21 protein-coding genes are annotated in these 23,579 nt (G+C 43.3%); 2 read left to right on the top strand and 19 right to left on the bottom strand.

Translation table 11 applies throughout. The features are described from left to right. Positions 1-4 precede the first annotated feature (4 nt). From A0126_RS12835 to A0126_RS12880, 10 genes are all read right to left on the bottom strand, one after another. Complete coding sequence (locus A0126_RS12835) at positions 5-1,090, bottom strand: glycosyltransferase family protein (protein ID WP_088837923.1); 1,086 nt, start codon at positions 1,088-1,090, stop codon at positions 5-7. A 1-nt stretch (position 1,091) separates the two neighbouring features. Next, positions 1,092-2,219, bottom strand: coding sequence for a glycosyltransferase (locus A0126_RS12840; protein WP_088837924.1), 1,128 nt, complete (start codon positions 2,217-2,219; stop codon positions 1,092-1,094). A gap of 3 nt (positions 2,220-2,222) precedes the next feature. After that, complete coding sequence (locus A0126_RS12845) at positions 2,223-3,008, bottom strand: glycosyltransferase family 2 protein (protein WP_088837925.1); 786 nt, start codon at positions 3,006-3,008, stop codon at positions 2,223-2,225. Next, a complete protein-coding gene (locus A0126_RS12850) occupies positions 3,009-3,860 on the bottom strand; it encodes an NAD-dependent epimerase/dehydratase family protein (protein WP_088837926.1) in 852 nt (283 codons plus the stop codon). A gap of 4 nt (positions 3,861-3,864) precedes the next feature. Beyond that, entirely contained in the window at positions 3,865-4,491 is a 627-nt protein-coding gene (locus A0126_RS12855; protein ID WP_088837927.1) for a sugar transferase, read from the bottom strand. A 21-nt stretch (positions 4,492-4,512) separates the two neighbouring features. Next, positions 4,513-6,363, bottom strand: a complete 1,851-nt coding sequence (locus tag A0126_RS12860; RefSeq protein ID WP_088837928.1) for a nucleoside-diphosphate sugar epimerase/dehydratase — start codon at positions 6,361-6,363, stop codon at positions 4,513-4,515. Positions 6,364-6,402: 39 nt separating this feature from the next. Continuing rightward, positions 6,403-7,296, bottom strand: coding sequence for a UTP--glucose-1-phosphate uridylyltransferase GalU (gene galU / locus A0126_RS12865; protein ID WP_088837929.1), 894 nt, complete (start codon positions 7,294-7,296; stop codon positions 6,403-6,405). Between the two features lie 190 nt (positions 7,297-7,486). Then, positions 7,487-8,251 carry a tyrosine-protein phosphatase gene (locus A0126_RS12870; RefSeq protein ID WP_088837930.1) on the bottom strand — a complete coding sequence of 255 codons (765 nt, stop codon included), beginning with the start codon at positions 8,249-8,251 and terminating at the stop codon, positions 7,487-7,489. An 11-nt stretch (positions 8,252-8,262) separates the two neighbouring features. Next, complete coding sequence (locus tag A0126_RS12875; protein ID WP_088837931.1) at positions 8,263-8,958, bottom strand: CpsD/CapB family tyrosine-protein kinase; 696 nt, start codon at positions 8,956-8,958, stop codon at positions 8,263-8,265. Next, positions 8,951-9,682 (bottom strand): YveK family protein, encoded by a 732-nt coding sequence (locus tag A0126_RS12880; RefSeq protein ID WP_088837932.1) that lies wholly within the window; start codon positions 9,680-9,682, stop codon positions 8,951-8,953. The genes A0126_RS12875 and A0126_RS12880 overlap by 8 nt, the downstream gene beginning before the upstream one ends. A 199-nt stretch (positions 9,683-9,881) precedes the next feature. Here A0126_RS12880 and A0126_RS12885 point away from each other — a divergent pair, with 199 nt between their 5' ends. After that, positions 9,882-11,036: a hypothetical protein gene (locus A0126_RS12885; RefSeq protein ID WP_088837933.1), complete on the top strand. Its 1,155-nt coding sequence runs from the start codon at positions 9,882-9,884 to the stop codon at positions 11,034-11,036. A 43-nt stretch (positions 11,037-11,079) separates the two neighbouring features. On the opposite strand, the gene A0126_RS12890 is transcribed toward A0126_RS12885, so the two are convergent. The 6 genes from A0126_RS12890 to A0126_RS12915 all read right to left on the bottom strand — a co-directional run bounded on the left by A0126_RS12890 (position 11,080) and on the right by A0126_RS12915 (position 20,570). After that, complete coding sequence (locus A0126_RS12890; protein ID WP_088837934.1) at positions 11,080-12,006, bottom strand: LCP family glycopolymer transferase; 927 nt, start codon at positions 12,004-12,006, stop codon at positions 11,080-11,082. Positions 12,007-12,468: 462 nt separating this feature from the next. Then, positions 12,469-13,161 (bottom strand): hypothetical protein, encoded by a 693-nt coding sequence (locus A0126_RS12895; protein ID WP_088837935.1) that lies wholly within the window; start codon positions 13,159-13,161, stop codon positions 12,469-12,471. 31 nt (positions 13,162-13,192) lie between these two features. Next, on the bottom strand, positions 13,193-14,761 hold the full coding sequence (locus tag A0126_RS12900) for a S8 family peptidase (RefSeq protein WP_088837936.1): 1,569 nt from the start codon (positions 14,759-14,761) through the stop codon (positions 13,193-13,195). A gap of 205 nt (positions 14,762-14,966) precedes the next feature. Beyond that, positions 14,967-18,266, bottom strand: a complete 3,300-nt coding sequence (locus tag A0126_RS12905) for a hypothetical protein (protein ID WP_088837937.1) — start codon at positions 18,264-18,266, stop codon at positions 14,967-14,969. 589 nt (positions 18,267-18,855) lie between these two features. Next, the gene (locus A0126_RS12910) at positions 18,856-19,263 is read right to left on the bottom strand and encodes a hypothetical protein (RefSeq protein ID WP_088838525.1); all 408 of its coding nucleotides are present in this window, start codon (positions 19,261-19,263) and stop codon (positions 18,856-18,858) included. Positions 19,264-19,325: 62 nt separating this feature from the next. Then, a complete protein-coding gene (locus tag A0126_RS12915; RefSeq protein WP_088837938.1) occupies positions 19,326-20,570 on the bottom strand; it encodes a UDP-glucose dehydrogenase family protein in 1,245 nt (414 codons plus the stop codon). 110 nt (positions 20,571-20,680) lie between these two features. On the opposite strand from A0126_RS12915, the gene A0126_RS12920 reads away from it, so the two are divergent. Then, on the top strand, positions 20,681-20,932 hold the full coding sequence (locus A0126_RS12920; protein ID WP_239456768.1) for a hypothetical protein: 252 nt from the start codon (positions 20,681-20,683) through the stop codon (positions 20,930-20,932). Positions 20,933-21,029: 97 nt separating this feature from the next. Here the strand turns inward: A0126_RS12920 and A0126_RS12925 are convergent, their stop codons facing one another. From A0126_RS12925 to A0126_RS12935, 3 genes are all read right to left on the bottom strand, one after another. Next, positions 21,030-21,473, bottom strand: coding sequence for a helix-turn-helix domain-containing protein (locus A0126_RS12925; RefSeq protein WP_088837940.1), 444 nt, complete (start codon positions 21,471-21,473; stop codon positions 21,030-21,032). Between the two features lie 117 nt (positions 21,474-21,590). Then, the gene (locus tag A0126_RS12930) at positions 21,591-23,075 is read right to left on the bottom strand and encodes an SdrD B-like domain-containing protein (RefSeq protein WP_088837941.1); all 1,485 of its coding nucleotides are present in this window, start codon (positions 23,073-23,075) and stop codon (positions 21,591-21,593) included. Between the two features lie 159 nt (positions 23,076-23,234). Beyond that, positions 23,235-23,561, bottom strand: coding sequence for a four-helix bundle copper-binding protein (locus A0126_RS12935; protein ID WP_088837942.1), 327 nt, complete (start codon positions 23,559-23,561; stop codon positions 23,235-23,237). Positions 23,562-23,579: the final 18 nt, after the last annotated feature.

The raw sequence follows: 23,579 nt of genomic DNA on the forward strand, positions 1-23,579 counted from the left end.
TATATTAAATTAATTCTAAAAAATCATTTGATCTATGCTTGATATTATATTTTTCAATATCTAAATATAAAGAGTTATCGTATACACCATCAATAAAGCTTTTAAGAATTTCTATATCAATTTCATCCTGCTTAAATGATAAAATTGGTCTTTTTGTTAATGCATAATCAATTAGTTTAGAAGGAACTTGATTAGAACTTAAATTATCAATATTTATAAGAAATTCCATTTCACTTAATTTTTTCAAGCAGTCTTCTCTGGGAATTAATGAACTAATTTCTAACTTGTCTCCTAAAATATTTTTATACTTTAAAAGCACCTCGTCAAAAATTCTACCGCGAGTTACAGTGTATACTACAAATTTGAAAGGAATATCTATCGAAGATAAACTTTCAAGTAATTTTTCAGGATTTCTTATATCCTTATAGAACAGCCCAGCAAACCCAAAAGTCGGTACTTCATTTTTTTTATAATCTGATATTTTTATATTAGAAAAATCAAAAGCTTGTGGAATTATTTTGATTTTTTTTTCATCTTTATACTTTAAAAAATAAGGTAAGGCAGCAATTGTAGGAATTACAACATAAGAAGATATGGAACATACTTTCTTTTGAATATAATTAAAGTACGGCGCTATTTTTATGTCTTTAGTACCATAGAAAGGATCACTCCATTCTGTAATTAAAGTCGTATTGCTTTTTGTTAATTTCTTTTTCAAAGCAGTGATAAAATTAATATAGAATGGTAACCCTAAAGAAATAACACCATCATAGTTTTCGAAATCAATATTTTTGTATATGTGTTTACCAGACGTGAATAAAAATCGATCTCCTATAAAATAAAATATAATTTCTTTTATTTTTTCAAATAATCTTCCTTTAAATTTTTTATTTAATGTATTAGATTTTTTGGGGATTTCGAATTTTTCTAGATCATATTCATCTTTTTTTAAAAAGACTTTTTGGTTTCCAATTAATAAGTCTACATCGTGTCCTTTATTTATTAAGTCTTCATATAACGCTTTTGCTCTAAATGCTCTTGGAACATTGTGCGGATAATACCAATGTGAAATAATTAATATTTTTTTCATATTATCTCCTAGTATGTTTGTAAATTTCTAAATAAATATCCTCAAGTTTTTTTACTTCTTTTTTTATATTATAGTTATGACTTTTAGCAATATTTTTTTTTCTATTTGAAGATTTTTTTGTTAAATAAATAGCTTTCTCAGACCAATTTCTAGTTGAATTTTTACTATTTATTTTTTCAAAATAAATATTTTCGCTAATAGTAACTTCTTTTGGAATTACGTCTGAAGCAACACAAGGCACGCCTGAAGCCTGAGCTTCAATTAATACTATACCTAATCCTTCATAGTGGGAGGGAAGTAAGAATACATCTATTGACTGTATAATTTCATTTACATCATTTCTTGTGCCCATAAATAATACTTTTTTACTTATCCCAAGTTTTTCTACTTTTTCTTCTATATTTTTTTTTAAAGGCCCGTCTCCCACGAGGACTAAAACGGCATTTTCAATTTTTTTTTGTATTTCATAGAATATGTCTATTAAAAGTTTGTGATTTTTTTGATGATTAAACCTACCTATATGTCCAAATACTGTCTTGTCCACTATTTGCATTTCATTTCTTTTTTTCTCTCTTAGTTCATTATTATTTTTGTAAAGATCTAAATCAATTGCGTTACTAATAATATTAGATTTTTTAGAGTTAACATTAAAATTTTTCGAGAAATAAAAATCACCTGCATCCAAAGAACATGCAAAATAATAATCTGAGTTTTTATTTATGTTAAAGCATAAAATTCTATTTCTTAATGAACTAACAAGTTTATCAGAATATTTAGTTGTATGGGCATGAGAAATTAAGGATACTTCTTGTTTATTTAAGATTTTTTTAACAATAGAATTTAGATACAATTCATGCAAATGAATTATGCGACCTGTCTCAGCAAATTTAACAATATTATCATTTAAAATCTGAAAAGAATTCCTACTGATTTTTGGTTTAGAAATCTTATAAAGAGTTCCTCCAAAATCAATAATTTCATTTGCAAATGTTTTTTTATAGTCTTCCTCCCAAAATAAAAAGTCAAATTGAATTTTCTTTTTGTCTAGGTTTTTATAATAATTCATTATAAAATTCATTACTCCACTATCTTTATTTACTGAGGAAACTATATGTAGTACTCTAATCATAATTTACACCTTATTCCCATTAAATATTTCTTTATATTTTTTAGAGGCTTTAAAAAGGTGGTTTAAAGTATAGTAAATTGAGCTAATTATATTAATTCCTAAATCTCTATACACACCGTAAGTCATTCTAATAGATTTTAATTTATTACCTGATTTTGAGGTTTTAGATAATCTATAAATTAATAAGGGTTCTTTAATAGCTATAGCTTTTATACCAGTTTTTAAAATTTTCAGCCATAATAAGTAATCTTCATGAACACGATCATTTTCAAAATTATTTTTTTCTAACAAATATTTTTTTATTAAAACTGATGATAAAGATATTGAATTATTCCTAAGCAATTCTTTATAACTCATGTTTTTTATATCAATAAAATCACCAGAATATTTTTCGTTTTTTTCATTAATGTAGGATGAACCTGTAAATATAAATTCTTCATTTAACTCTTTCACTTTCTCAAACTGCTTTAGCAATTTGCTTTCTTTCCATGCGTCATCACTATCTAAAAATGCAATCCATTCTCCCTTAGATTCCTCGATTCCAATATTTCTAGATTTAGATACTCCTAAATTTTTATTATTTTTTATATATTTTGTTTTATTTTTATAATTCATTATTAATTTAGCAATCAATTCTTCACTACCATCTGTAGAATGATCATCTACTATTATCAACTCCCAATTTTCATACGTTTGGGAAAACACACTATTGATTGCTGCTTTGATGTAATCACTCGAATTGTAAGTTGGCATTATAATGCTAACTAAACTCTCATTATTTTTCGCCATTTATTTCTCCTCAGTTCTTTTTATACTTTCTTCAAAACCAATAAAATCATCTTTAAAATTATTATTTAAGGAAAAATCGTATGAGTATTTTAAATCACTATACAACTTATTTAACGTTGGTGATTTTAGCATCAGTTTTGCAATAATTTTTGGAATAGGTATAAATATTACTTTATTTTCATTAATTTTAGCAATTTCCTTTATTAAATCTACTGTACTTACATAACTTATATTTTGCGGATTATGTATTCCGTGTTTTTCATAATCAATTATATTTTTGATATAAATATTTAGGTTCTCAATATAAATCATACTTCGTTCATTCTTAATATAAGGAAATATTTTTATAAAAGAAGCTAGTTTAGATAATCTTTGATAATTTCCTGGAGATCCTTTTCCATATATCATTGGCGGTCTTATTATTGTTACAACTAAATTTTTATGAGTATTACTCAGCTTTAATAATTTATCTTCTGCTTCTTTTTTAGATTTACCATAATCTGTACTAGGACTTAACTTAGTAGAGGTATCAATGATTTTTGATTTATTTCCATATACACTCATAGAGCTTAAAAAAATAAATTGTTTGACACCATCATGAGCAGCTTTTTGTGCAACCATTTCAGTTAACTGACTATTTACCTTATAATATTGTTCTAAGCGTATTTTTTTTGAATGTACAATTCCTGCGAGATGCAAAACTATATCAAATTCGCTGAAATCCATCTTCTTCCAGTCGTCATTTTTCAAAGAAACACTTTTGACAGAGTACTTTTCTGGCCATTTTTTTAACCATAATTTAAAATTAGTACCAACATAGCCTCTAGTACCTGTAATAAGTATTTTTTTCATTTTTTTACTCCTTTGTGCTTGCTACTTCTTTGTTAGTTATTGTGCCCGTTCCACCTTCTACTACCCCATCACTCTTCAATACACTAAATACCGTTGTTATAAAACAACGTGCATCCATAAATAGACTCATTTTCTTAACGTATTCCCCATCAAGTTTGGCTTTAATATCAATCGGCAACTCATCACGACCATTAATTTGTGCCCAGCCTGTTAGTCCAGGTAATGTGTCATTTGCTTTATACTTATCGCGTTCGTCGATTAAGTCATACTGGTTCCATAAAGCAGGACGTGGTCCGACAAACGCCATCTCACCTTTTAAAATATTAAACAGTTGTGGTAACTCGTCTAAGCTTGTTTTCCGTAAAATTTTACCGACACGTGTGATATAAACATCTGGATCAGCAAGTAAATGTGTTGGAGTATCGTTTGGCGTCTCAATGTACATCGTTCGGAATTTTAAAATGTTAAAATGAGTTTTATTCAGACCAACGCGCTTTTGTTTAAAAAATACTGGTCCACGCGATTCCACTTTAATCGCTGCCATAATCAAAGCAAACACTGGGATTAAAATGATAAAAGAAACAAGTGCAATTGAAAAACCAAGCCGACGCTTGATTGACATGTAGTTCACGATAGGTCCTCCCTTATTCATTTAAATTAGATTTTTTTCACGGACAGCTACATCATTCGCGATATCGAGTAAGACATTTCGTAACTGCAATGGTGTTTCTTTATGTTGATTGACGAGAGCTAATACTTCTGATACCTGTTCCTTCTGGCGTGTTCGGCCAACAAAAATCTTCGGATAGATGGCTTCCGGATCCACTTCGCCGTCTTTTAGTAATTCTTCATACATTTTTTCCCCAGGCCGAATCCCAGAGAAGACGATTGGCATTTCATCTTCCGTAAACCCACTCAGTTCAATCATGTTCTTCGCAAGGTCAACAATCTTAACCGGCTCGCCCATATCAAGAACGAATACTTCGCCACCATCCGCTAGTATACCCGCTTGAATGACGAGACGGCTTGCTTCCGGAATTGTCATGAAGAACCGCGTCATCTCGGGATGGGTCACCGTGACGGGTCCACCAGCTAGGATTTGTGATTTAAACAATGGAATAACTGACCCACGACTTCCTAGTACATTACCGAACCTTACGACGGCAAACTTCGTCTGACTACGCCGCCCTAGATCTTGGACAATCATTTCTGCGATGCGTTTCGTTGAACCCATGACATTTGTCGGGTTAACAGCTTTATCCGTCGAAATCATCACGAACCGTTCTGCCTTAAACAAATCTGCGACTTCAGCGACATTTTTTGTCCCATAGACATTGTTTTTGACCGACTCATAGGGGTTTGCTTCCATCAACGGAACGTGTTTATGCGCTGCCGCATGGAAAATGACTTCCGGTTTATGCGTTACAAATACTTCTTCTAGTCTGATTCGATCCTGGACATCGGCAATGATTGGCACCAAATTGATTGGCAACTGTAATCCGCGTAACTCCCGTTCAATCAGGTAAATGCTATTTTCCCCGTGACCGAGCAACAAAATCGTCGTTGGGTTAAACTGAACGATTTGCCGACAAATCTCTGAGCCAATCGACCCTCCGGCTCCTGTCACGAGGACTGTCCGCCCTTCAATCTCTGAGCGAATCCCCGAGATATCGAGTTCAACAGCTTCCCGTCCGAGTAAATCTTCAATTGAAACATCACGAATTGCATTGACCGAAACTTTCCCTGTGACAAGTTCCTCAATCATCGGTAACGTCTGAACATTTTTACATAACGTTTTTGCTTCCGTGATCAATTCAATCCGACGTTGTTGCGACAGTGAAGGAATCGCAAGGACGATTGCTTCAATTCGATGTTTTTCAATCACTGTTTCTAAATCGTTTGTTGTTCCTACGACTTCAATCCCTTGAATGATGAAATGCATATTTTTGGGATCATCATCTACAAAAGCAACCGGCTTTAACTCATGGAACGGTGAAGCATACAATTGGCGGACAAGCGAACGCCCGGCCCGACCGGCACCAATTACGAGTGTCCGTTTCCGTGACTTGACCATTCGTCGTGGTAACGCATATTTCCGCCAGTGCTGGCCGATTCCGAGTAGACGGAGCGCAACACGAATTGCTCCGAGTAACAACAGTGAGATACAAAAGCTAAGGATTGTAATCCGCTCTAAAATTTGTCCGAAGATAAATTTTTGATAAATCATCAAACCAATTGAACTAATCCCTAGTGATAAAGAAAGCGTTAATGCCTCTTGAATACTCGCATACTTCCAGTTGACACGGTACAGCTTCATTAAAAATGCGACAATCACGAATAATACGGCAAATAACACAGCTGAGCGTAATAAAAGTTGTGTATCAACTAATGAGAATAATTCCTTCGGATACAGGAAAAAATATGCAAAGCTCATTGCGACAATTAGCGCAACTGCATCAATACAGGCTAACGTCAGCGTCCGATAATAATAATAAAATTTCATCTATGAAGTTCCTTTCTCTTCATATTTCACAGGTGGAAGTTAGACGAGTGATTGGTTCTCTGCCCGCTCTGCGAGCAGGTTTGCCATCATCTTCGCAACATCATCTCCAAGGTCGTCACGCTTCAATGCAAATTCTAATGTCGTTTGAATAAAGCCGAGCTTTTCACCGACATCATAGCGTTTCCCGTCGAATTCAAAGGCAAAGACGCGTTGCATTTCGTTCAGGCGCGTAATTGCGTCCGTCAATTGGATTTCGCCGCCGGATCCGACTTCTTGTGTTTCGAGGTACTTAAAGATTTCCGGTGTTAATAAATACCGTCCTAATATGGCTAAGTTCGATGGTGCCGTCCCAGGTGCCGGTTTTTCGACAAACGATTTTACCTTATGTAAGTTCTCTGAAATGCTTGTGCTTGGATCAACGATCCCGTATCGATGTGTGTCTTTATCAGCGACCGGTTGCACACCGATGATTGAGCTGTTCGTGATATCATACTGTTCAATCAACTGGCGTGTACATGGAACGTCGGCTTGGACGATATCATCCCCGAGCATCACGACGAATGGCTCATTGCCGATGAAGGCTTTTGCTTGAAGAATTGCATCCCCCAGACCTTTCGGCTTCGATTGGCGAATGAAATGAATGTTGATATTCGTTGTTGCTTCAACTAAATGCAATAACTCTGACTTATTTTTGGCGATTAAATTTGCTTCCAATTCTGGGACCGAATCAAAGTGATCTTCAATCGCCCGTTTTCCTTTACCGGTGATGATCAGAATATCTTCAATTCCCGATTCGATTGCTTCTTCGATGATATATTGAATCGTCGGTTTATCGACGATTGGTAACATTTCTTTCGGCATCGCTTTAGTCGCGGGTAAAAAACGTGTCCCGAGACCTGCTGCCGGAATGACGGCTTTTTTTACTTTTTTCATGAAATTCACTCCTAAGTATAATTTCAGATTTCCATAATATAATTAGATTGGGATTCTTTATGTAGATTAAGATACCACATCACTGACCTTATTTCCCATAAAGTTTTCCATATTTTAATAATGTAAGCGTTAACATAGAAAAAAGAGAGTGCTATTTCACTCTCTTTACCTATTACTAACAGGTTTGATGTTATACCCACTGACCTTTCCAGTTTTTCTCGACTGGACTCGGTGGATTGATCGTGACAAGTTGATTCAATAAAATCGCTTCATTGTTTTCGTACACTTCGTCATACAACCAGTCTTCCAGTTCTTGCGCCAAATACTTTCGGCACTGCTCCCAGTAGAAAGGGCGTTTTTCGATATGATGGGCATCTGACGCAACAAGGTGGGCCAAGCCGTTTTCAAGTAAGGCAACCGCAAACCGTTGAACGTCTTTGCCATACTTGCCGATTAAGCTCGCACACGTCACTTGACTGATCGACCCGTTCGAAATCAACTCGAACAACAATTGTGGATTTTGAATGATTGCTTTATTTTTTTCCGGATGGGCGATGATTGGAATGTACCCATCGGAAATCAACTCCGCGAAGACTTGTCGGGCATACGACGGAATGCCGCTCGACGGAAACTCAATCAGTAAATAACGTGAATCAGCGAGTGGCAAAGCCTTTCCCGATTTGATTTCTTCAATCAAATCACCCGTCAAACGAATCTCGTGTCCCGGATAGACTGTCAATGGAATATCGCGTTGCTTGAGTAAGACGTTTAACTCGGCAACTGTCAGCCGGACATCGACGTCTTCCGTTTCGAACTGCGGGTGATAGAGGTGTGGTGTCGCGATGATTTGCGATACCCCTTCCGCAACGGCTTGTTCTGCGAGTTGTAATGTATGTTCGACACTCGCCGGACCATCGTCAACGAGTGGTAAGAGATGACAATGCAAATCAACCATGATTGAACCCCTCACTCATAAGAATAGTAATATTGGTATGCGGAATCGTCCGTCAGCTCGCGACGGTTTAAGACGACGCCAAGAATTTTCGCTTCTGCCAGTTCGAGTTGTTCTTTTGCTTTTAAGACACGTTGGCGATCGGAAGTCGTACAGCCGACTACTAACACAACACCATCTGTTAATTTCGATGTAATCCGGCTATCGGCGACTTGAAGTAATGGCGGTGCATCCAAAATGATCACGTCATACGCTTCACGGAGTTGTAAAATCAAGTTTTCCATCGATCGCGACGATAAGAGCTCTGCCGGGTTCGGTGGGATCGGACCTGCTGTCAAAATTGACAAGTTATCGATTTTTGTTGGTAACACAGCTTTTTCAAGTTCCGCTTGGCGTGTCAAGAGACTCGATAAACCGAGACCGTTCGCGACTTTAAACGTATAGTGGACGGTCGGGCGACGCATGTCGGTATCAATGATTAAGACTTTTTTTCCTTGCTGGGCATAGGCAACCGCTAGGTTCGACGACGTCGTCGATTTCCCTTCACTTTGCGTCGCCGAGGTAATCAAAATGACTTGAATCTCTTTATCGACAGCCATGAACTCAATATTCGTCCGAATCGTCCGGTATTGCTCAGCAATCGGTGACTTCGGTTGTGTGACCGTAATCAAGTTCCGTGCGTCTTTATTCATTTTATTTTTCTTAGCCATATTGTTTTGCCGCCTCTCGTTTTGCTGCCTTTGCTGACGATTTAAAGACTTTACTGTCGATATCCGGGATACTACCTAAGACCGGTAGATCAAGAATTTGTTGAACTTGATCCTCTGTCCGAATCCGGCGGTCGAGGACTTCACGTAAGAACGCAAGACCGACTCCGAGTAAGAATCCGACAACAGCTGCAATCGCCGTGTTCAAGATGATGTTCGGGCTGACCGGTGATGTTGGAATCCCTGAGACGGATAAAACTTTGACGTTATTGACATCCATCAATTCAGTGATGTCATCACTAAAGACGTTCGCGACTGAATTGGCAACGTTTGATGCCAGGGCTGCATCTGTACTTTGGACAGAGACATTAATGACCTGCGAATTTTGTTCACTTTCGACGGTGATCATGCTGTTCAATGTATCAAGACTATTAGGTGCATTATCAACTTCTGCTTGGACTTTTTCTAAGATAGCTGGACTCTTAATGACGACACGATATGTATTGACGAGCGTGACGGATGATTGCACTTGTGACGCATCGATAACGCTGTTCTCTTGTTTTTGCGGTGTGACGAGAATTTGTGTTCCTGCCTGATAGGTCGGTTTAATCAAGAAGCTACTGACGGCAAATGCAATGACCGCTGCGACGATTGTCAGAGCGAGAATCCGCCAAAGCGACTTCCGTAAAACTGAAAATAACTCCTGTAAGCTAATCGTTTCATTCATGGGTTAATTATTCTCCTTTATTTGTCTAATGCAGTGACTTTTTTTATCAACTAGGAATCAGTATAACAAAAAATTGGGAAATGGTTGAGATTATTTTAGGAAATAACATACGTTTATTGAAAAAGGTTGCGTATAATAGAGACATACATGTTTCTTTTTACATGAATTACCTGAATTCTACATAGGAGGAATTTTCTTTATGCACCGCTCTCTGCAAGCACTCCAATACTATACATCGCACTCCGAGGACGACATCATTCGTCTCCATGAACGCATCCGTTCGAGTCTCGCTTCGACCGTATCGTTGACAGACACGATGATTCGTCTGACGGGAGACGCACCACGCGTTCCTTTTAAACAAGATACGGTCACAGTCGACGAATGGCAAAACTTTTTAGCCGGGAAACACCATGAAAGCCTGGCAGATTTTTATGGCATGCTCGTCGCACGTCCGATTCTTACTGAAGATGGTCCGCTCGAAGATGACGAGCCGGAAGCACCCGCGACGTTATCACGGTCGCAACGTGACGATACACCACGCCGCCAAAAAACGAAGCCGATTGCTCCACCACGCCCAAAACGGAAACTGCCGTGGGGCTGGATTGCTTTATTGATTCTTTGTTTCTTGCTTGGTGCTGCTGGAACGTATATCTACTCGAACTATCTCGCGAGTTCGAAATCATCTGCACCGGACGCGACCGTCGAACAGCCGGTTGCGGTCGAAGAATCGACGGAAGATGAAAAAACAAACGACAAGCCGGAAGCTAAACCGGACGCAAATGTCCTTTATGTCAATACACGCAACAGTAACATCTACCGCGATGAAGCCTTGACGGACGTTTTATACGAAGCTGACTTCGGTGACGGCTACCGGATCCTTGAAGCGTCCGACTCGATCAGTAAAGTTGAACTGACTGACGAATTGACGGGCTACATCAAAAATGCCGATACGACAAAAGAGCTATCGGGTGATGCCATTGCCGATGAAACATTACTGACGTGGGTCAACGATAATCTCGATACGAGCTTCGTTACCGAGACGCTCATTGACCTTATCGGCAAATCAAGCGCAGAGTTGAATAGTCTTTACGCAGCGCCTGACCGAACATTCAGTGACGACGTCAACGATTATCTTTTCTATGGAAATCATTTCTTTACGTTACAAGATGATCGTGTCATCGCCATCGACTGGTCTGAAGCCGATGTGACAAATGACAAGTTAGCGACACTCGCTCCACTGCAACTCGAATCGGAGACGACGGGACTCGTCATGAGTAACTCTTACCGCTTGCAACGCTTTGCAAAAGATGGGACCGACTTGAGTCGTGTCCGCCTCGCTGAACAAAACCTTTAAAATAAACAAAGGAGTGAGCCACGTCGGCTCACTCCTTTGTTTATCATTCGATTCCTAACGAGTACTGTAACGCTGTTTTTGTTTGTTCGAGTGAAGCGTCCGTCGGATGCCAGTAATAAATGCCATCCGCCTCTTTTCCACCCGTTCCTTCAAGCTTTAAATTTTCCTGATTTTTAAAAGCATCCATGTAGTCGAAAGCGAGTGTCCGCATCGGTTTGAACGAAACGTTAGTCTGCGCATTGTCCCCGACGACGTCCATGATTGCATTGAATTTACTGATTGAGACATCTGACGACAGTTTTGATACGACTTGTCCGATGACATCGCGTTGACGCATCTGACGACCGAAGTCACCCCGTGGATCTTCATAGCGCATCCGTGTATACTTTAGTGCTTCGTCTCCATTCAGGTTGATTTTCCCGACCTCAAACTGTTTGTCCCCGACTTTGAAATCTAAGTCGTTATTGACCGTCACTCCGCCAACGGCATCGACAAGCGACGTGAACCCTTCCATATTGATTTCCGCATAGTAGTTAATCGGAATATCAAGGAAGTTTTCGACCGTCTTGATTGCCATCTCCGGTCCACCGAACGAATACGCATGGTTGATTTTATCGTTCGTCCCTTTACCGATGATGTCGACCTTCGTATCCCGGGGGATACTGACAAGACGACTTTCATTTCGTGTCGGGTTCAGTGTCATGACCATGATCGAGTCACTCCGTCCCCGTTCACCCGGACGTTGATCGACTCCAAGCAATAGAACCGAAACCGGTTTTTGTTTTTCGACGACGGCGTCACCGGTATTTTTGACCGGTGACTGAATTTTTTTGACCGTCTGATCGACTTGGTAATATGTATAGCCGATGAATCCGCCGATTCCGACGACGAGGACCAAGGCAATCAACAGCATGACCTTCAGCGGCGTCCACCGCTTTTTGACTTTGCGTTTCTTTTTGACGCGTTCCACTCTATCATTTCTCCTTTTATCTTGCGTATTATGTCGTACTTATGAGTTCTCATTTATATCGGTTCAGCATGAGCGCTCTTACAGTCGAGTATACAAAAAATAACTGCCTTTTTGTCAAAAACGGGAAAAAATGAAAAAAAGAGCCTGGTTTACAGACTCCTCAAACGATTGACGGACCTTCTGAAAGCTTGTTTATCCCTTACTCGTCGTTGGTATTATTAACGGGAGTTCCGATTCAAAAAAAATTGCCCGAAAAACGCATTGCTTCTCGTGACTCCTACGGGAAAAGCGCGTTTCGCGCTGTCAGAGGCAGGCGAGACCCTGCTCCTTGTTCGTCAGAATCAAGGAGCAACGGCTTTCGCCTCGCCCGAGGAAAGCACGAGAAGAAACATGCGTTTACATTAGCCATAAACTACAACTGTCTATCCGCTAAAAAAGCTGCTTACAGACTCTCACGTATCCTTATAACGATGCTTGTCCAGAGACGACATACGTTTTCTTTTTCGCATTGTAATCGAGCATGACGAGTTTTTTTGTTTTCGTTGCCGTCAGGAAGACGTACGTTTTCGACTTGCCTTTAATCGCAAGACCTAACTCAATTTCTTGTTTCGTTTGAACAGATGTTAAATCAATCGTATCAAGACCCGTCCACTCCCCAAGACCTTTTCCGGATAAAAGCGCATCGAGTTGTTTTTCTGTCATCCCCGTTTTGATTTTCGCACCCTTCGCGAGCTTCATCTTGCTTTCCCGTGCACCTGACGTCGTCGTCCCGCGGTACAAATCAAGCGATTTTGTCGTCAGCCGGTAGACGGAATCATTTTTCTTCGTCATGAACATCAACGTCGTTATCGCGGATGGGAAGTCTGCTTTTCTATCGTAGATGCTGTAGAGTGTCGTCTTTTGTCCTTGTGACGTGCTCGTCGCCTCTGCCTTTTGTTTCAAGACGGTCGAACTGCCCTTTTTCGTCAATTGTTTTTTGTAGTCTTTTCCGTAAATGACTTTTGCCGCCTGGGCAATCGTCATCCCTGGTGTCAATCCATTGTACTGTGTCGTCGCCTTCGTTTCCGTTGTTGTCGCCGCTTCAGCTGTTCCTGCAATCAATGTCGAACCGGCGATCAGTGTGGCGAGTGTCAGTTTAGCAAATGTTGTTTTCATGAATCTGTCCCACTTTCTGTTTAAGTTGTTTTTATTTGATATAGCGTACGGCTTTATCGGCGTCAAGTCGTCCGTATCCGTACGCCTTGTCATAACCGCTCTTCCCGAGGTCCTGGGCTGATTTTTTTAGAATCGACTCGACTTCGGTTGCTTTGAGCGTCGGCTTCAGGCTGTAGAGGAGACTTGCGACACCGGCGACATGCGGTGCTGCCATCGATGTCCCGCTCCAAAAGGCCGATTCGCCGTCACTGAGGTAACTCGGAATGTCTTGCCCCGGTGCGACGAGGTCAAGTCCGTCGCCATAATTCGAGAATGTCGACCGGCGATCAAACCGATTCGTCGAACCGACCGACAAGGCATACTTCGACCGTGCCGGATATGACAGGCGGCTCGTCCCGTCATTCCCCGTCGCGACGACGACGAGGACACCTTGTTTCTTCGCATAGGCGAGAGCATCTTCAATCGCGAGTGACGAGAAACCGCCACCGAGACTCATATTGATGACCTTGGCTTTTTTCTTGACGGCATAGATGATGCCTTTCGCGATGTTCGAGTTCGAGCCTGTATTGTTCGACGCGATGACTTTAATCGGAATGATTGATGCCTTGGCGTTGATGCCCGACATCCCGTACGTATTATTGCTGTTCGCTGCAATGATCGCCGCGACATGCGTACCGTGACCATGGTCGTCGATCGCAAGCTTCCGTTTATGGACAAAGTCATAACCGAGATCCATCCGGACCCGCCCTGCGAAATCGGCATAGGTCGGATTGATGCCCGTATCGATGACGGCGACGCGCGTCGTCGTTTGTTTTTTCCCGGCAATCCGTCGTTTCATCGCCTCAAAGTTGATGTCGGCTCCCTTGACGCCGCCGCGTTGCCCGGTATTGTTCAGCGACCACTGGTATTTCTTGAACGGGTCCACTCCGAGTCCCTGCATCTGTCCGTCAAGTTCGACGTATGTGACGTCCGCTGACTTCGCAAGTTTCGCCTTCGCCGCAAGCGCTTGATAGACGGACGAATAGGTGAACTTCTCCATCTTTAGTCCTGCATCAATCGTCTCACTGGCGATTGCCCTCGTATTGCGCGACAACTGCGCATGGTCACTATCCGCCGTGCGCATCTTGACGATCAAGCTCGTCGATTGTCCCGTCGCTTTTTTCTTCGCGACGACATCACGCATCGGTTGTAAGCGTTCGAGTTTGAACGGGACCGTGAACGACGTATTTTTTCGTCCATTGATTTCGACATATTGCCGCCCTTTCCAACTTAGCGGGAAGAATAACGATTCACCGCTCACTGCGTCATAGCGTTCGTAGACCAGTTGTTTCAAGTAATCACTTTGCGTTTCGTAGACCGTGACGTCTTCTGTCTCGTCCGCTGCGAATTTAATATGTGTTCCTTCATTAACATAGTTCGCTGAGTCGAAATAAAATAACGCTTTTCCGTTTTGGTCGAACGTTCCTTTCAAGTACCCTTTATGCGTTTTCGCACCCGGCGTCGGCATTTTTTTCGCGCCTGTTCCCGCCGCTTCTGTATGTACCGGTAGTCCACTTGCAAGCAGTCCGACAATCGTCAGACTGAGTAACCATTTTTGCATCTCTTCACTCCTTTATTTAGGATCTCCCTCACGTATAATTATAATGGAAAATTTTATAAAATCTATTTATTTTTCTAGCTTATTCTCGCTTTTTTTACATCTATTTGAATATTATTTTGTGTTTTACTAAAAGATTATTGTCTAACTTGATTCAACAAATAAAAGAACCCTCAATCCATTTCTGAATTGAGGGTCCGTGTCGTGATTAGTTTAATCCGAGAAGAACTGCTTTCTCGTAACCACCAGTCAAGACAGAGTTGTCATACGACTGAAGATCTTTGTTGACTGTGATGACGTTCGACAATGTTTTGATCGTCCCTGCTGGAACTTTGATTTTCACGATGTCGAGTCCGTTTGATACGTTGTTATCCGAGTCAGCAAGCGAGATGCTCGTGCCGACCGGAAGGGCTTTTCCATTGAAGATGTATTGCGCCGTGCTCGTCGCATCATACATACCTGCGTACTGGACGCCTTCAGAGAACTTGATGCGGATGACGTCTTTTTCATCCTTCGCGTTCGCTGTCACTTTTTCGATTTCGAATGGTGAAGCGACCGGTGTGACAGGTGTTTTCATGAGTTTGAAGTCATGTGTCGCTGTCGCAACTGTGTTACCGACATCATCTGAAAGTGATTTGACGACGACTTTCCAGTCTTCGCCGTACCCTTTCATGTCGACGAGATACTGGAGACTCTCGTTCGCTTTAACACGGAAGTTCTTATCTGTTGTATCTGTATATCCGACAACCGAACCGTCGACTGTGACGATTTTGCCGTCTTTGTTTTTCCCGATGAATTCAACCGTCGTCTTCGGCGGGTTGACTAAGCCGTCAGCATTTTTGAGTGGTGTATCTGCTTGATCTTTCCCAAGCAATTTCACCGGCTCACTCATCATGACGTGGAAGTCTGTTGACATCATCACACGATCGATTGCTGTGATTTCAGCACTCTTCACATCCGGAGTGTTGAGTGGCGATCCGTCATAGTTCAAGTCGAGTGCAAGGGCATCGTTTTTCTCACCGTTCGCTTCTGCCTGGATCGCACCTTTTTCGAGCGTGATTTTGAACTTATCGTTGTAGTAGTTCTCTTTCGTATTGACTGTATCGTAGATGACTGTCCAGTCTTGTTTCATCTCGACAACCGCTTCGCCAGTCATTGCATCATACGATGTCACTTCAGCATATTCGCTGATGTCTTCGTATTTTTTAGATGTTGAGTTGTAGCGTTCGAGCTTCATTTTCGAACCATACAGAGCCTTGATGTCTGCTTTTTTCAGGTTTTTGCTGAACATGATGCGGAACTGCTCAGGCGACTCGACGACGACGCCAGCTGTCGGTTTGACTGTATCTGCTGCGACTGTGAAGTCGAGGTTTTGTGTCGTACCGATGTTCATTTCATCCGAACGCGCTGCGAAGTCCATCGTATCCCATACTTGAAGTGAATGTTTGCCGGCTGCGAAGTAGCCTTCTTTCACTCCTGGGTAGTTGTCGTTCAACATGATTTTGACTGTATCGCGACGATCGACACCCATTTTGTTATCGAAGCCGTAAGGAATGACAGTGAAGTACTTACCACCATACTGGCCATCGATTTTAAAGTTCGCTGTATCGATTGCTTCAGAGAATTTCACTTCGAGTTGGTTCAAGCCAATTGCTTTGACAGACGTTACTTCAGCAGGACGTGCATCCGTTAACTTGAAGCTTGCTTTTGATTTCACTTCTGTATCCGTGTTACTCGTGATTTTCGCTACCACTTTAACAACTGCGTTGTCCTGGAGTGGTGTTTCTTTATCAAGAATCAATTCGAACGCTTTTGGATTCGAAGGAATCGCTTTGACGCCGATGACATTTTTCATACCATCGAATTGTTCGATTTGAATGTTGTCGTTCGCCATATACTCTTCTTCATGAAGCGAAGGACGGACTTTATCGAGTCCGAACGATTTGAGGAGTAACTCACGCGAGACGGCTTTATCAAGGAAGATCGTGATGCGATCTGCTTGATTCGATTCCGCTGCGAGCATGTTGATCATTTCAATCGGAGCCGGCGTGACGGCAATCGTGCTGAACTTGACTTTCGCTTCACCAGAAATCTTACCGATGAGGTTTTTGTAGTCGCCGTTCGCTGTTTCGATGATTTCCGCGCTGATCATCGCATCGAGGTCCGTGTTGCTGAACTCAGATGTGAGGATGACCGTTGCTTTCCCGTCCTGGATCGTTACACGTTCTTTTGAAAGTGCACCGAATGACGTTGATAATTTAAGAACGATGTCGTCTGCGTTCATGTCGACTTCACCTGTCGCTTTGTTCTTGAGTAAGAACGTCACTTCCGTGTTGTCGCCACCGTTCGCAACGATTGTCGATGCTTTTGGTGAGACTTCAAGCATCCAGATGTTTTCAACACCTTGTGTCATGAAGCTCATTGAACCGAGGTCACGCGCAACGCCACCGATCATGATGTTTTTCGCATCGACCGTGTAGTCTTTATCATACTCAAGACCTGATACTTCAAGAACCGCTGATTTCTTGTCAGCACTGAGTGCCGCTGAAGTAACCGTTCCACCTGCGATTTTGAAGTTGTCGGCTGAGACACCATCAACGGCACGTGAGAAGGAGACTTCGACTTTTTCTTTGCCCATTGCTTTAGCAGATGTCAACATCGTCTTCGCGACTGTGAATTCCATTGCCGGAGACTTCATATCACCGACTTTAACGACGTAACTGTGTGTCCCTTCAGGAATACCAGATTGGGAAGCCATGAATTTACCGTCTTTAAGCATCCCTTTCGCGACGATCGGTGTCGCTGACATGTCTTTACCAGGGTAAATCATGAGTTCTGCCATCGCGTCAGCTGAAGCATACATGACGTCCGCTTTAACAGAAAGTGTCTGATCATCAACGCTTCCCATGACGTTCGAGATGTCGGCCGCTTTGACTTCATACTTGATTGAACCGGTTACGACTGAGTTTGCCCCTTTGTACGTATAGGCGATTTTATAGTTACCCGGTTTAGAAGTATCCGGTGTTTTGATGTTGAATTTACTGATTGGACGCTTGACGATGATTCCTGATTTGTAGCGGATGCTGATCGTGCTCGGAAGCACGACTTTTTCGCCGACAGCGACTGGTGCGAGTTCTGGTTCGAGGACGTCGACTGGATAGTTTTGAAGTTCGACTTTGAGGATGGCTTTTTTCGTCGTTCCGGCGACTTTACCGTAGAGGACTTGATATTTGTTGATGTATTTTTTCTCGAACTTGATTGAACCGCTCCATTTGACAGAGCGCATTTCGTATTTACCGTTTGAAAGTTTGACTTTGACTTTCGTCGGTAAGACTAATTTCTTAGTCGCATACTTCGAACCACCTGCATGCTTCATCAAGATGGGAGAGATGTATTTAACAGAGACCTTCGAAGCTGCGTCAGCAGCAACCGGTGCGACGACAGATGCCGTGACTGCGAGGGCAGCGGCAGCAGCGTACAATTTGTTCGATTTTTTCGTGTGAGCCATTTTTACGATTCCTCCTCTTATCTTTCAATACCAAATGTGACAACCCCAACTAGATAACCTACATTTTAAGTAAAATATTTCAATATATTTACTTAAAAACACGCAGTAATTCTCTATTCTTCTTTGGAGGAGTACGTTCTGTTTCACACGTCGATCTTCGCCTAACGTCGAGGCGATCGTCAGTGATTCATATGTATCCAGTTCGGGATGAACAAGATAAAACTGTTGAAATTGCTTTATTCAAGCAATTCCCCGTGCTGTAGATCCGTGCTCCTTCTCACTGCTTAATATACGTGAGTAAGTAAGCTACAGGTCAAATATACAAAACTCAGAATCAGAGGACAATAGGTTTTATGTAAAAAAAAGGGGAATAGTAGTAACCTGATAAATATATTAATAGGTTGTATATGGAAATTAAAAATCTGAACTCCCCTAAATTTGAAAACGCTTACAAAATTAAAAAACAACACTCTCCCTGGTCAAATAATTAGCGCGGGTCACAGACGAAGATGAACCTTTAAACGTAGCCACGCTCAAGCTGGTTTTCAGAGCACGAGCGTGACCGGCTTTTGTCTCAATCTCGTCCGTACTACATCCGCTTCCGGTTTCTGACGTCCATCGCCTCCAAAAAATCTTTCCGGTCGAACTGATGTCGCGAATCCGCCATGACTTCAATCCGTTCACCGACTCGTCGGAGCTGAATCGGTAAGCCACGCCCGATCCAGTTCAGTTGCCGCTGCAACAAATGACGCGCCCGCTTCGTCTTTCGTTCCGCTTCGACGAACTGACGGATGTATTGCAAGACATACCCGAATCCGAACTCGATCGGAATCCGGAGCTCGACGCCGTCGTCCGTCACCCGAATCAACCCCGCGCCGTAATGAATCGCCCGCGACCACTCCTCGTCGACATGCTGCTCCCACCCGTTCATCAACGGTACGGCCTCAAGCTTTCCTTTAGGTCCACTCGGTTGCACCGTGAAATACTCAATTTTCATCATCCGTCTCCTCCACAAAAAAATAGGATGAACCCACTGATGGATTCACCCTATATAACAGGTCAGTTAGATGGATTGTTCGAAAATGTGTGGTGCGGTCGCCCGATGCCTTCATACTGGACGCCACCCGGTGCCTCGAGATGTTGCCAGCAGTTCCGTCCGTCAATCAAACGCGGCGTCTGCATGTGTTCCTGTAAGAGTTGCGGTGAGACGTACTTGATGTCATCCCATTCCGTCATGATGACGGCGACGTCCGCTCCCGCCACTGCTTCAGCCATCGTCGTTTTTTGGTCGAGCAGGGTCTTCGCTGCCGGATCATAGCCTGTCACCTTCACCCCAAGCTGTTGCAGGCGTTCGGCCAATCGTAACGCCGGTGCATCCCGTAAATCATCCGTGCCCGGTTTAAAGGCAAGTCCGAGCAGGGCGACATGCATGCCACGCTCGGGACGAATCTTTTCGAGCACGTATGCGAGCTGGGCTTCATTCGTCCGGTCCGCTGCTTCGATGACGTGAAGGTGCGTATCATGTGTGCGTGCAAGTGTCGTCAAGGCTTTGATGTCTTTCGGGAAACAGGATCCGCCGTAGCCAGCCCCTGCCCGGAGAAAGGCGGGACCAATCCGTGGATCAAGACCGATCCCGTGGGCGATGTCGTCGACGTTCGCCCCGACCTGGTCGGCAAGCCGGGCGATTTCATTGATGAAGCTGATTTTGACGGCCAGGAAACTATTCGCCGCGTACTTCGTCAATTCCGCCGTCGTCGGATCGACATGAACGACCGGTGCGTCCGTCGTCTTGAGTAATTCCTCGAGCCGGGGCGCAAGTAGCGCGTCACGCGTCCCGATGACAATCCGGCTCGGTTGACGCATATCGGCGAGTGCCGTTCCTTCCCGCAAAAATTCCGGGACCATCGCGAAGCGGAGGGACAGATGCTCCGCACTTAACCGCTCCGTCGTCCCCGGAGGAACGGTCGATTTCAGGACGACTGATGCGCCGGGACTGATCGATTCAATCAACCGGACGACGGCTTCGACGGCTGAAAGATCGCAACTGCCATCCGCCCGTTCCGGAGTACCGACGGCGACGAGGTAGAGGTCCGAGACGGGGTACTCCGTCGTGAAGGTCAATCGACTTTGATTTTTCGTCAAGGCTTCGTCAATGCCATACTCCGTAATCGGCGCGATGCCCCGTTTGAGCTGTTCCATCCGTTCTTTATTTAAATCGACACATGTCACTTCATGTCCCGTGTCCGCTAGTCCAATCGCTGTCACAAGACCGACATAACCGGTCCCAATCACCGTCAAATGCATACAATCACTTCCTTCGTTAGTTTCTCTGTCTTCACTATACGGGAGGACGAAAGATTTGTGCATCGAAAAAGCTTTTCGAATACGCTATACTAGTCATGGGAATGGGAGGAATGTCCGTGGCGATTATCATCTTTTGCCTCGTCTGTCTCTTCGCATATCGTATCCGGAAGCTTCCTGAAGCGATCCGGACGATCTTACTCATCCTCGGGTTATTCAGTGGATGGTTCGCGCTGTTTGAGATCATCAGTTATCTAGAAGCCAATCCGTATCTAGCCGCGATTCCGATCACACTCGGACTCGGGTATTGGTACTGGCACCGTAAGAAAAAACAAAACACAGCGACACCGCCATCGTCTTCATGATGGACTAGCCTGCCGGCAAAGCTCACAAGCTCGTGAACTTTGTCTTTTTTTCGTCAAAAAAAAGACTACCTCATGCGTAGAAGGTAGTCTTTCCTGGTTATAAACCGTTCGCTTTATGCTCGAGCGCGGCGATTTTTTCGTCAACATCCAGCAACTTCAGTTCATGTTCAAGCTCAAGGCGACGTTTTTTACGTTTGAGCTGACTGATTTGTTCAGCAATTGATTCAGCCGTCGCTTCCTGTTTTGGTGGCACCGACTCGCTTTGCGTCTGATCCATCGATTGACGGAGTGGGTCGAACAAGTTCGATTTAGCAAACTTCGCCGCTTCCGGACCAAACATGTCATTGATGATCGGGAGGATTTTATTCATCGCCGTCCCCGGGATTTGTGACTTTTCATCGACCAGTCGTTTCAGCGCCAGTTCATCGACCAAGTAACCTTTTCCATCCTGTTCCGCATGCAGTTCGCCTGTCCGGATCCAGCGACGGACCGTCTCTTCCGATACACGTAACAATTCACTGATTTGTTTCGTCGTTAACATCGTCATCCCTCTTTCTGTTCATTTGATACTACAACTATACACACGTGTGTGCGTGTGTGTCAACCGATACACACATGAAAAAGCCTTCCGAACATAATCGTTCAGAAGGCCTTCATTTTATCCGTTTCGGCGTAAGAGGAACCACAGTCCGACAACTGCAAGTCCGGCACCTGTCGCAGCAAACGGGAATGGTGTTTCTTCCCCTGCTTGCGGCAACGTTCCAGACATTTTGGTCGAACGGGTCACGTCCGGCGTCTGCTCCGTTTCCGCTTTGACCGGCGTCGGTTTCGCTTGTTCGACCGGTTCAGCACGGACGACTTCAGCCGCCAAGAAAAAGCCGAGCGTTTCTTCCGTCATCGTAAAGGTGGCTTCGACCGGCTTTCGTTTGAACAACTTCATGAATTCCTCGAGCTCCGGGAATTCTTCGTCGAGTTCTTCGCCCTGATCTTCAGCCATCGCTTTCATGTCCGCTTTCGTGATGGCACCTGAAAAATCTTCGAAGTCAAGCAACGCATCTAAATCCAAATGATGCATCGCTTTTACAAGATACCCTGATTTCACTTCTGTTTTAACCGAGTACGTCCCCGGTTCGAGTTCAATCATCATCGCTTCATTCGCACCGACTGTTTCTTTGTAGACGTCTTCTCCCGTAATCGTGTCCGTCACCGTATACGTCGCAGGCACGCCTGTTTCTGTATAGCCCGGTCGTTGATTCGCATCCGCGTCAAAGAAGTTTGTGACGAGCAAAAGGTTTGAGAAGTCTTCTTCTTCCTCACCGCCATACAGCCCTGCATCAATCTCTGCCGTTTGACCGGCTTTCAGCCTTAAATAAAGGTAACCGTCCTCTTCATCTAAATCCGAATCGATCAGTCGGTCGTCACCGACGTTTTGAGGCGAGTTGTAGTAATACCCCATGTCAAATCCGTCCATCTCGACGTCGTACTCACCCGGCTTCAGGTTCGAGAACGTGTAGCGGCCTTCCTTCGTATACACTTCCTCGACGACATCTTCATCATGATTCAACAGCAATACAGGAATATCATCGAGTAACAACTCGCCACTTTGACGAATCCCGTCCATGTTCTCGTCATACCAGACGGTTCCACTGATTGTTCCCGTTGTTGCTTTGACAGGCTTTTCTTTTGTTGGTTCTTCTTTAGTCGGCTCTTCTTTTGTTGGCTCTTCTGTTACTGGTTCTTCAGTCGCAGGATCGACTTGTGGCTCTTCTGTTGTCGGCTCTTCCGTTACCGGCTCCTCCGTCGTCGGTTCTTCTGCTGCCGGTTCTTCTGTCACGACACGTCCGAACTCGACGAGAATGTTCTTCGATTGATCGACCGCAACGATATTGATCGTCGGTGCCGTTTCAGCCGTGAACGTCACGACCGGTGTTTTCGCGATATCGATGTTTTTCCCCGTCACTTCGCCTTCGAAGACGAGCGTCGTTTCTGATTCGAGATCGACGAGTCCTTCCCCTGTGAAGGTCAGGGTGTACGGATTCGTCCCCGTTCCCGTGACGTCCCAACTCACCGGTGCTGCTTGTACCGGAAGAATGACACTAAAGCTCAGTACCAGTGCAATAAGAGACATGCTAAGTTTTCGCATTATGTAAGTATTCGCTCCATTCTAAAAATATGTTCTGCCTAAATTTTAAACAATACAGGAAAAATAAACCACCTAAAACTTTAAATTGCATTATCTTTTTTTCAAAAAAAGAGACTGCCCCTTCCCTTCAGGAAGAAAGCAGTCCCGTTCACTCGACTTTTAGACGAGTCGCTCGCAAGCTGTCGCGCATGCTTCACACGCTTCAGCACATTTTTGACAATGGTCATGATCATGTCCGGCACATTCTTTCGCACACGCACGACAGATCTCGATACAGGCTTTCGCGAGTACAGATACGTTCGAACTGTTTCGAGCAATCGCTTGACTGAGCAGACCACATATATCGGCACAATCCCGATCGAGTCGGATACAGCCCGTCATATGCGCGACGTGTTCCTCATTCAAACAGGCATCGAAGCACGCGTTGCAGGCCATGATGCAAGCATTCAGTTCTGTTAAGACAGCTTGATGGTTTTCAGACATCATCCAAGTCCTCCCTATACG

It is taken from the genome of Exiguobacterium sp. N4-1P (assembly GCF_002214325.1).

Excerpts from the sequence above, each read along its gene's own strand:
- A0126_RS12925 (WP_088837940.1), bottom strand. The coding sequence starts at position 21,473 with ATGTTAACGACGAAACAAATCAGTGAATTGTTACGTGTATCGGAAGAG.
- A0126_RS12915 (WP_088837938.1), bottom strand. The coding sequence starts at position 20,570 with ATGCATTTGACGGTGATTGGGACCGGTTATGTCGGTCTTGTGACAGCG.
- A0126_RS12850 (WP_088837926.1), bottom strand. The coding sequence starts at position 3,860 with ATGAAAAAAATACTTATTACAGGTACTAGAGGCTATGTTGGTACTAAT.
- A0126_RS12930 (WP_088837941.1), bottom strand. The coding sequence starts at position 23,075 with ATGCGAAAACTTAGCATGTCTCTTATTGCACTGGTACTGAGCTTTAGT.
- A0126_RS12880 (WP_088837932.1), bottom strand. The coding sequence starts at position 9,682 with ATGAATGAAACGATTAGCTTACAGGAGTTATTTTCAGTTTTACGGAAG.
- A0126_RS12860 (WP_088837928.1), bottom strand. The coding sequence starts at position 6,363 with ATGAAATTTTATTATTATTATCGGACGCTGACGTTAGCCTGTATTGAT.
- A0126_RS12905 (WP_088837937.1), bottom strand. The coding sequence starts at position 18,266 with ATGGCTCACACGAAAAAATCGAACAAATTGTACGCTGCTGCCGCTGCC.
- A0126_RS12835 (WP_088837923.1), bottom strand. The coding sequence starts at position 1,090 with ATGAAAAAAATATTAATTATTTCACATTGGTATTATCCGCACAATGTT.
- A0126_RS12895 (WP_088837935.1), bottom strand. The coding sequence starts at position 13,161 with ATGAAAACAACATTTGCTAAACTGACACTCGCCACACTGATCGCCGGT.
- A0126_RS12935 (WP_088837942.1), bottom strand. The coding sequence starts at position 23,561 with ATGATGTCTGAAAACCATCAAGCTGTCTTAACAGAACTGAATGCTTGC.
- A0126_RS12845 (WP_088837925.1), bottom strand. The coding sequence starts at position 3,008 with ATGGCGAAAAATAATGAGAGTTTAGTTAGCATTATAATGCCAACTTAC.
- A0126_RS12900 (WP_088837936.1), bottom strand. The coding sequence starts at position 14,761 with ATGCAAAAATGGTTACTCAGTCTGACGATTGTCGGACTGCTTGCAAGT.
- A0126_RS12910 (WP_088838525.1), bottom strand. The coding sequence starts at position 19,263 with ATGAAAATTGAGTATTTCACGGTGCAACCGAGTGGACCTAAAGGAAAG.
- A0126_RS12885 (WP_088837933.1), top strand. The coding sequence starts at position 9,882 with ATGCACCGCTCTCTGCAAGCACTCCAATACTATACATCGCACTCCGAG.
- galU (WP_088837929.1), bottom strand. The coding sequence starts at position 7,296 with ATGAAAAAAGTAAAAAAAGCCGTCATTCCGGCAGCAGGTCTCGGGACA.
- A0126_RS12870 (WP_088837930.1), bottom strand. The coding sequence starts at position 8,251 with ATGGTTGATTTGCATTGTCATCTCTTACCACTCGTTGACGATGGTCCG.
- A0126_RS12840 (WP_088837924.1), bottom strand. The coding sequence starts at position 2,219 with ATGATTAGAGTACTACATATAGTTTCCTCAGTAAATAAAGATAGTGGA.
- A0126_RS12920 (WP_239456768.1), top strand. The coding sequence starts at position 20,681 with ATGTCCGTGGCGATTATCATCTTTTGCCTCGTCTGTCTCTTCGCATAT.
- A0126_RS12875 (WP_088837931.1), bottom strand. The coding sequence starts at position 8,958 with ATGGCTAAGAAAAATAAAATGAATAAAGACGCACGGAACTTGATTACG.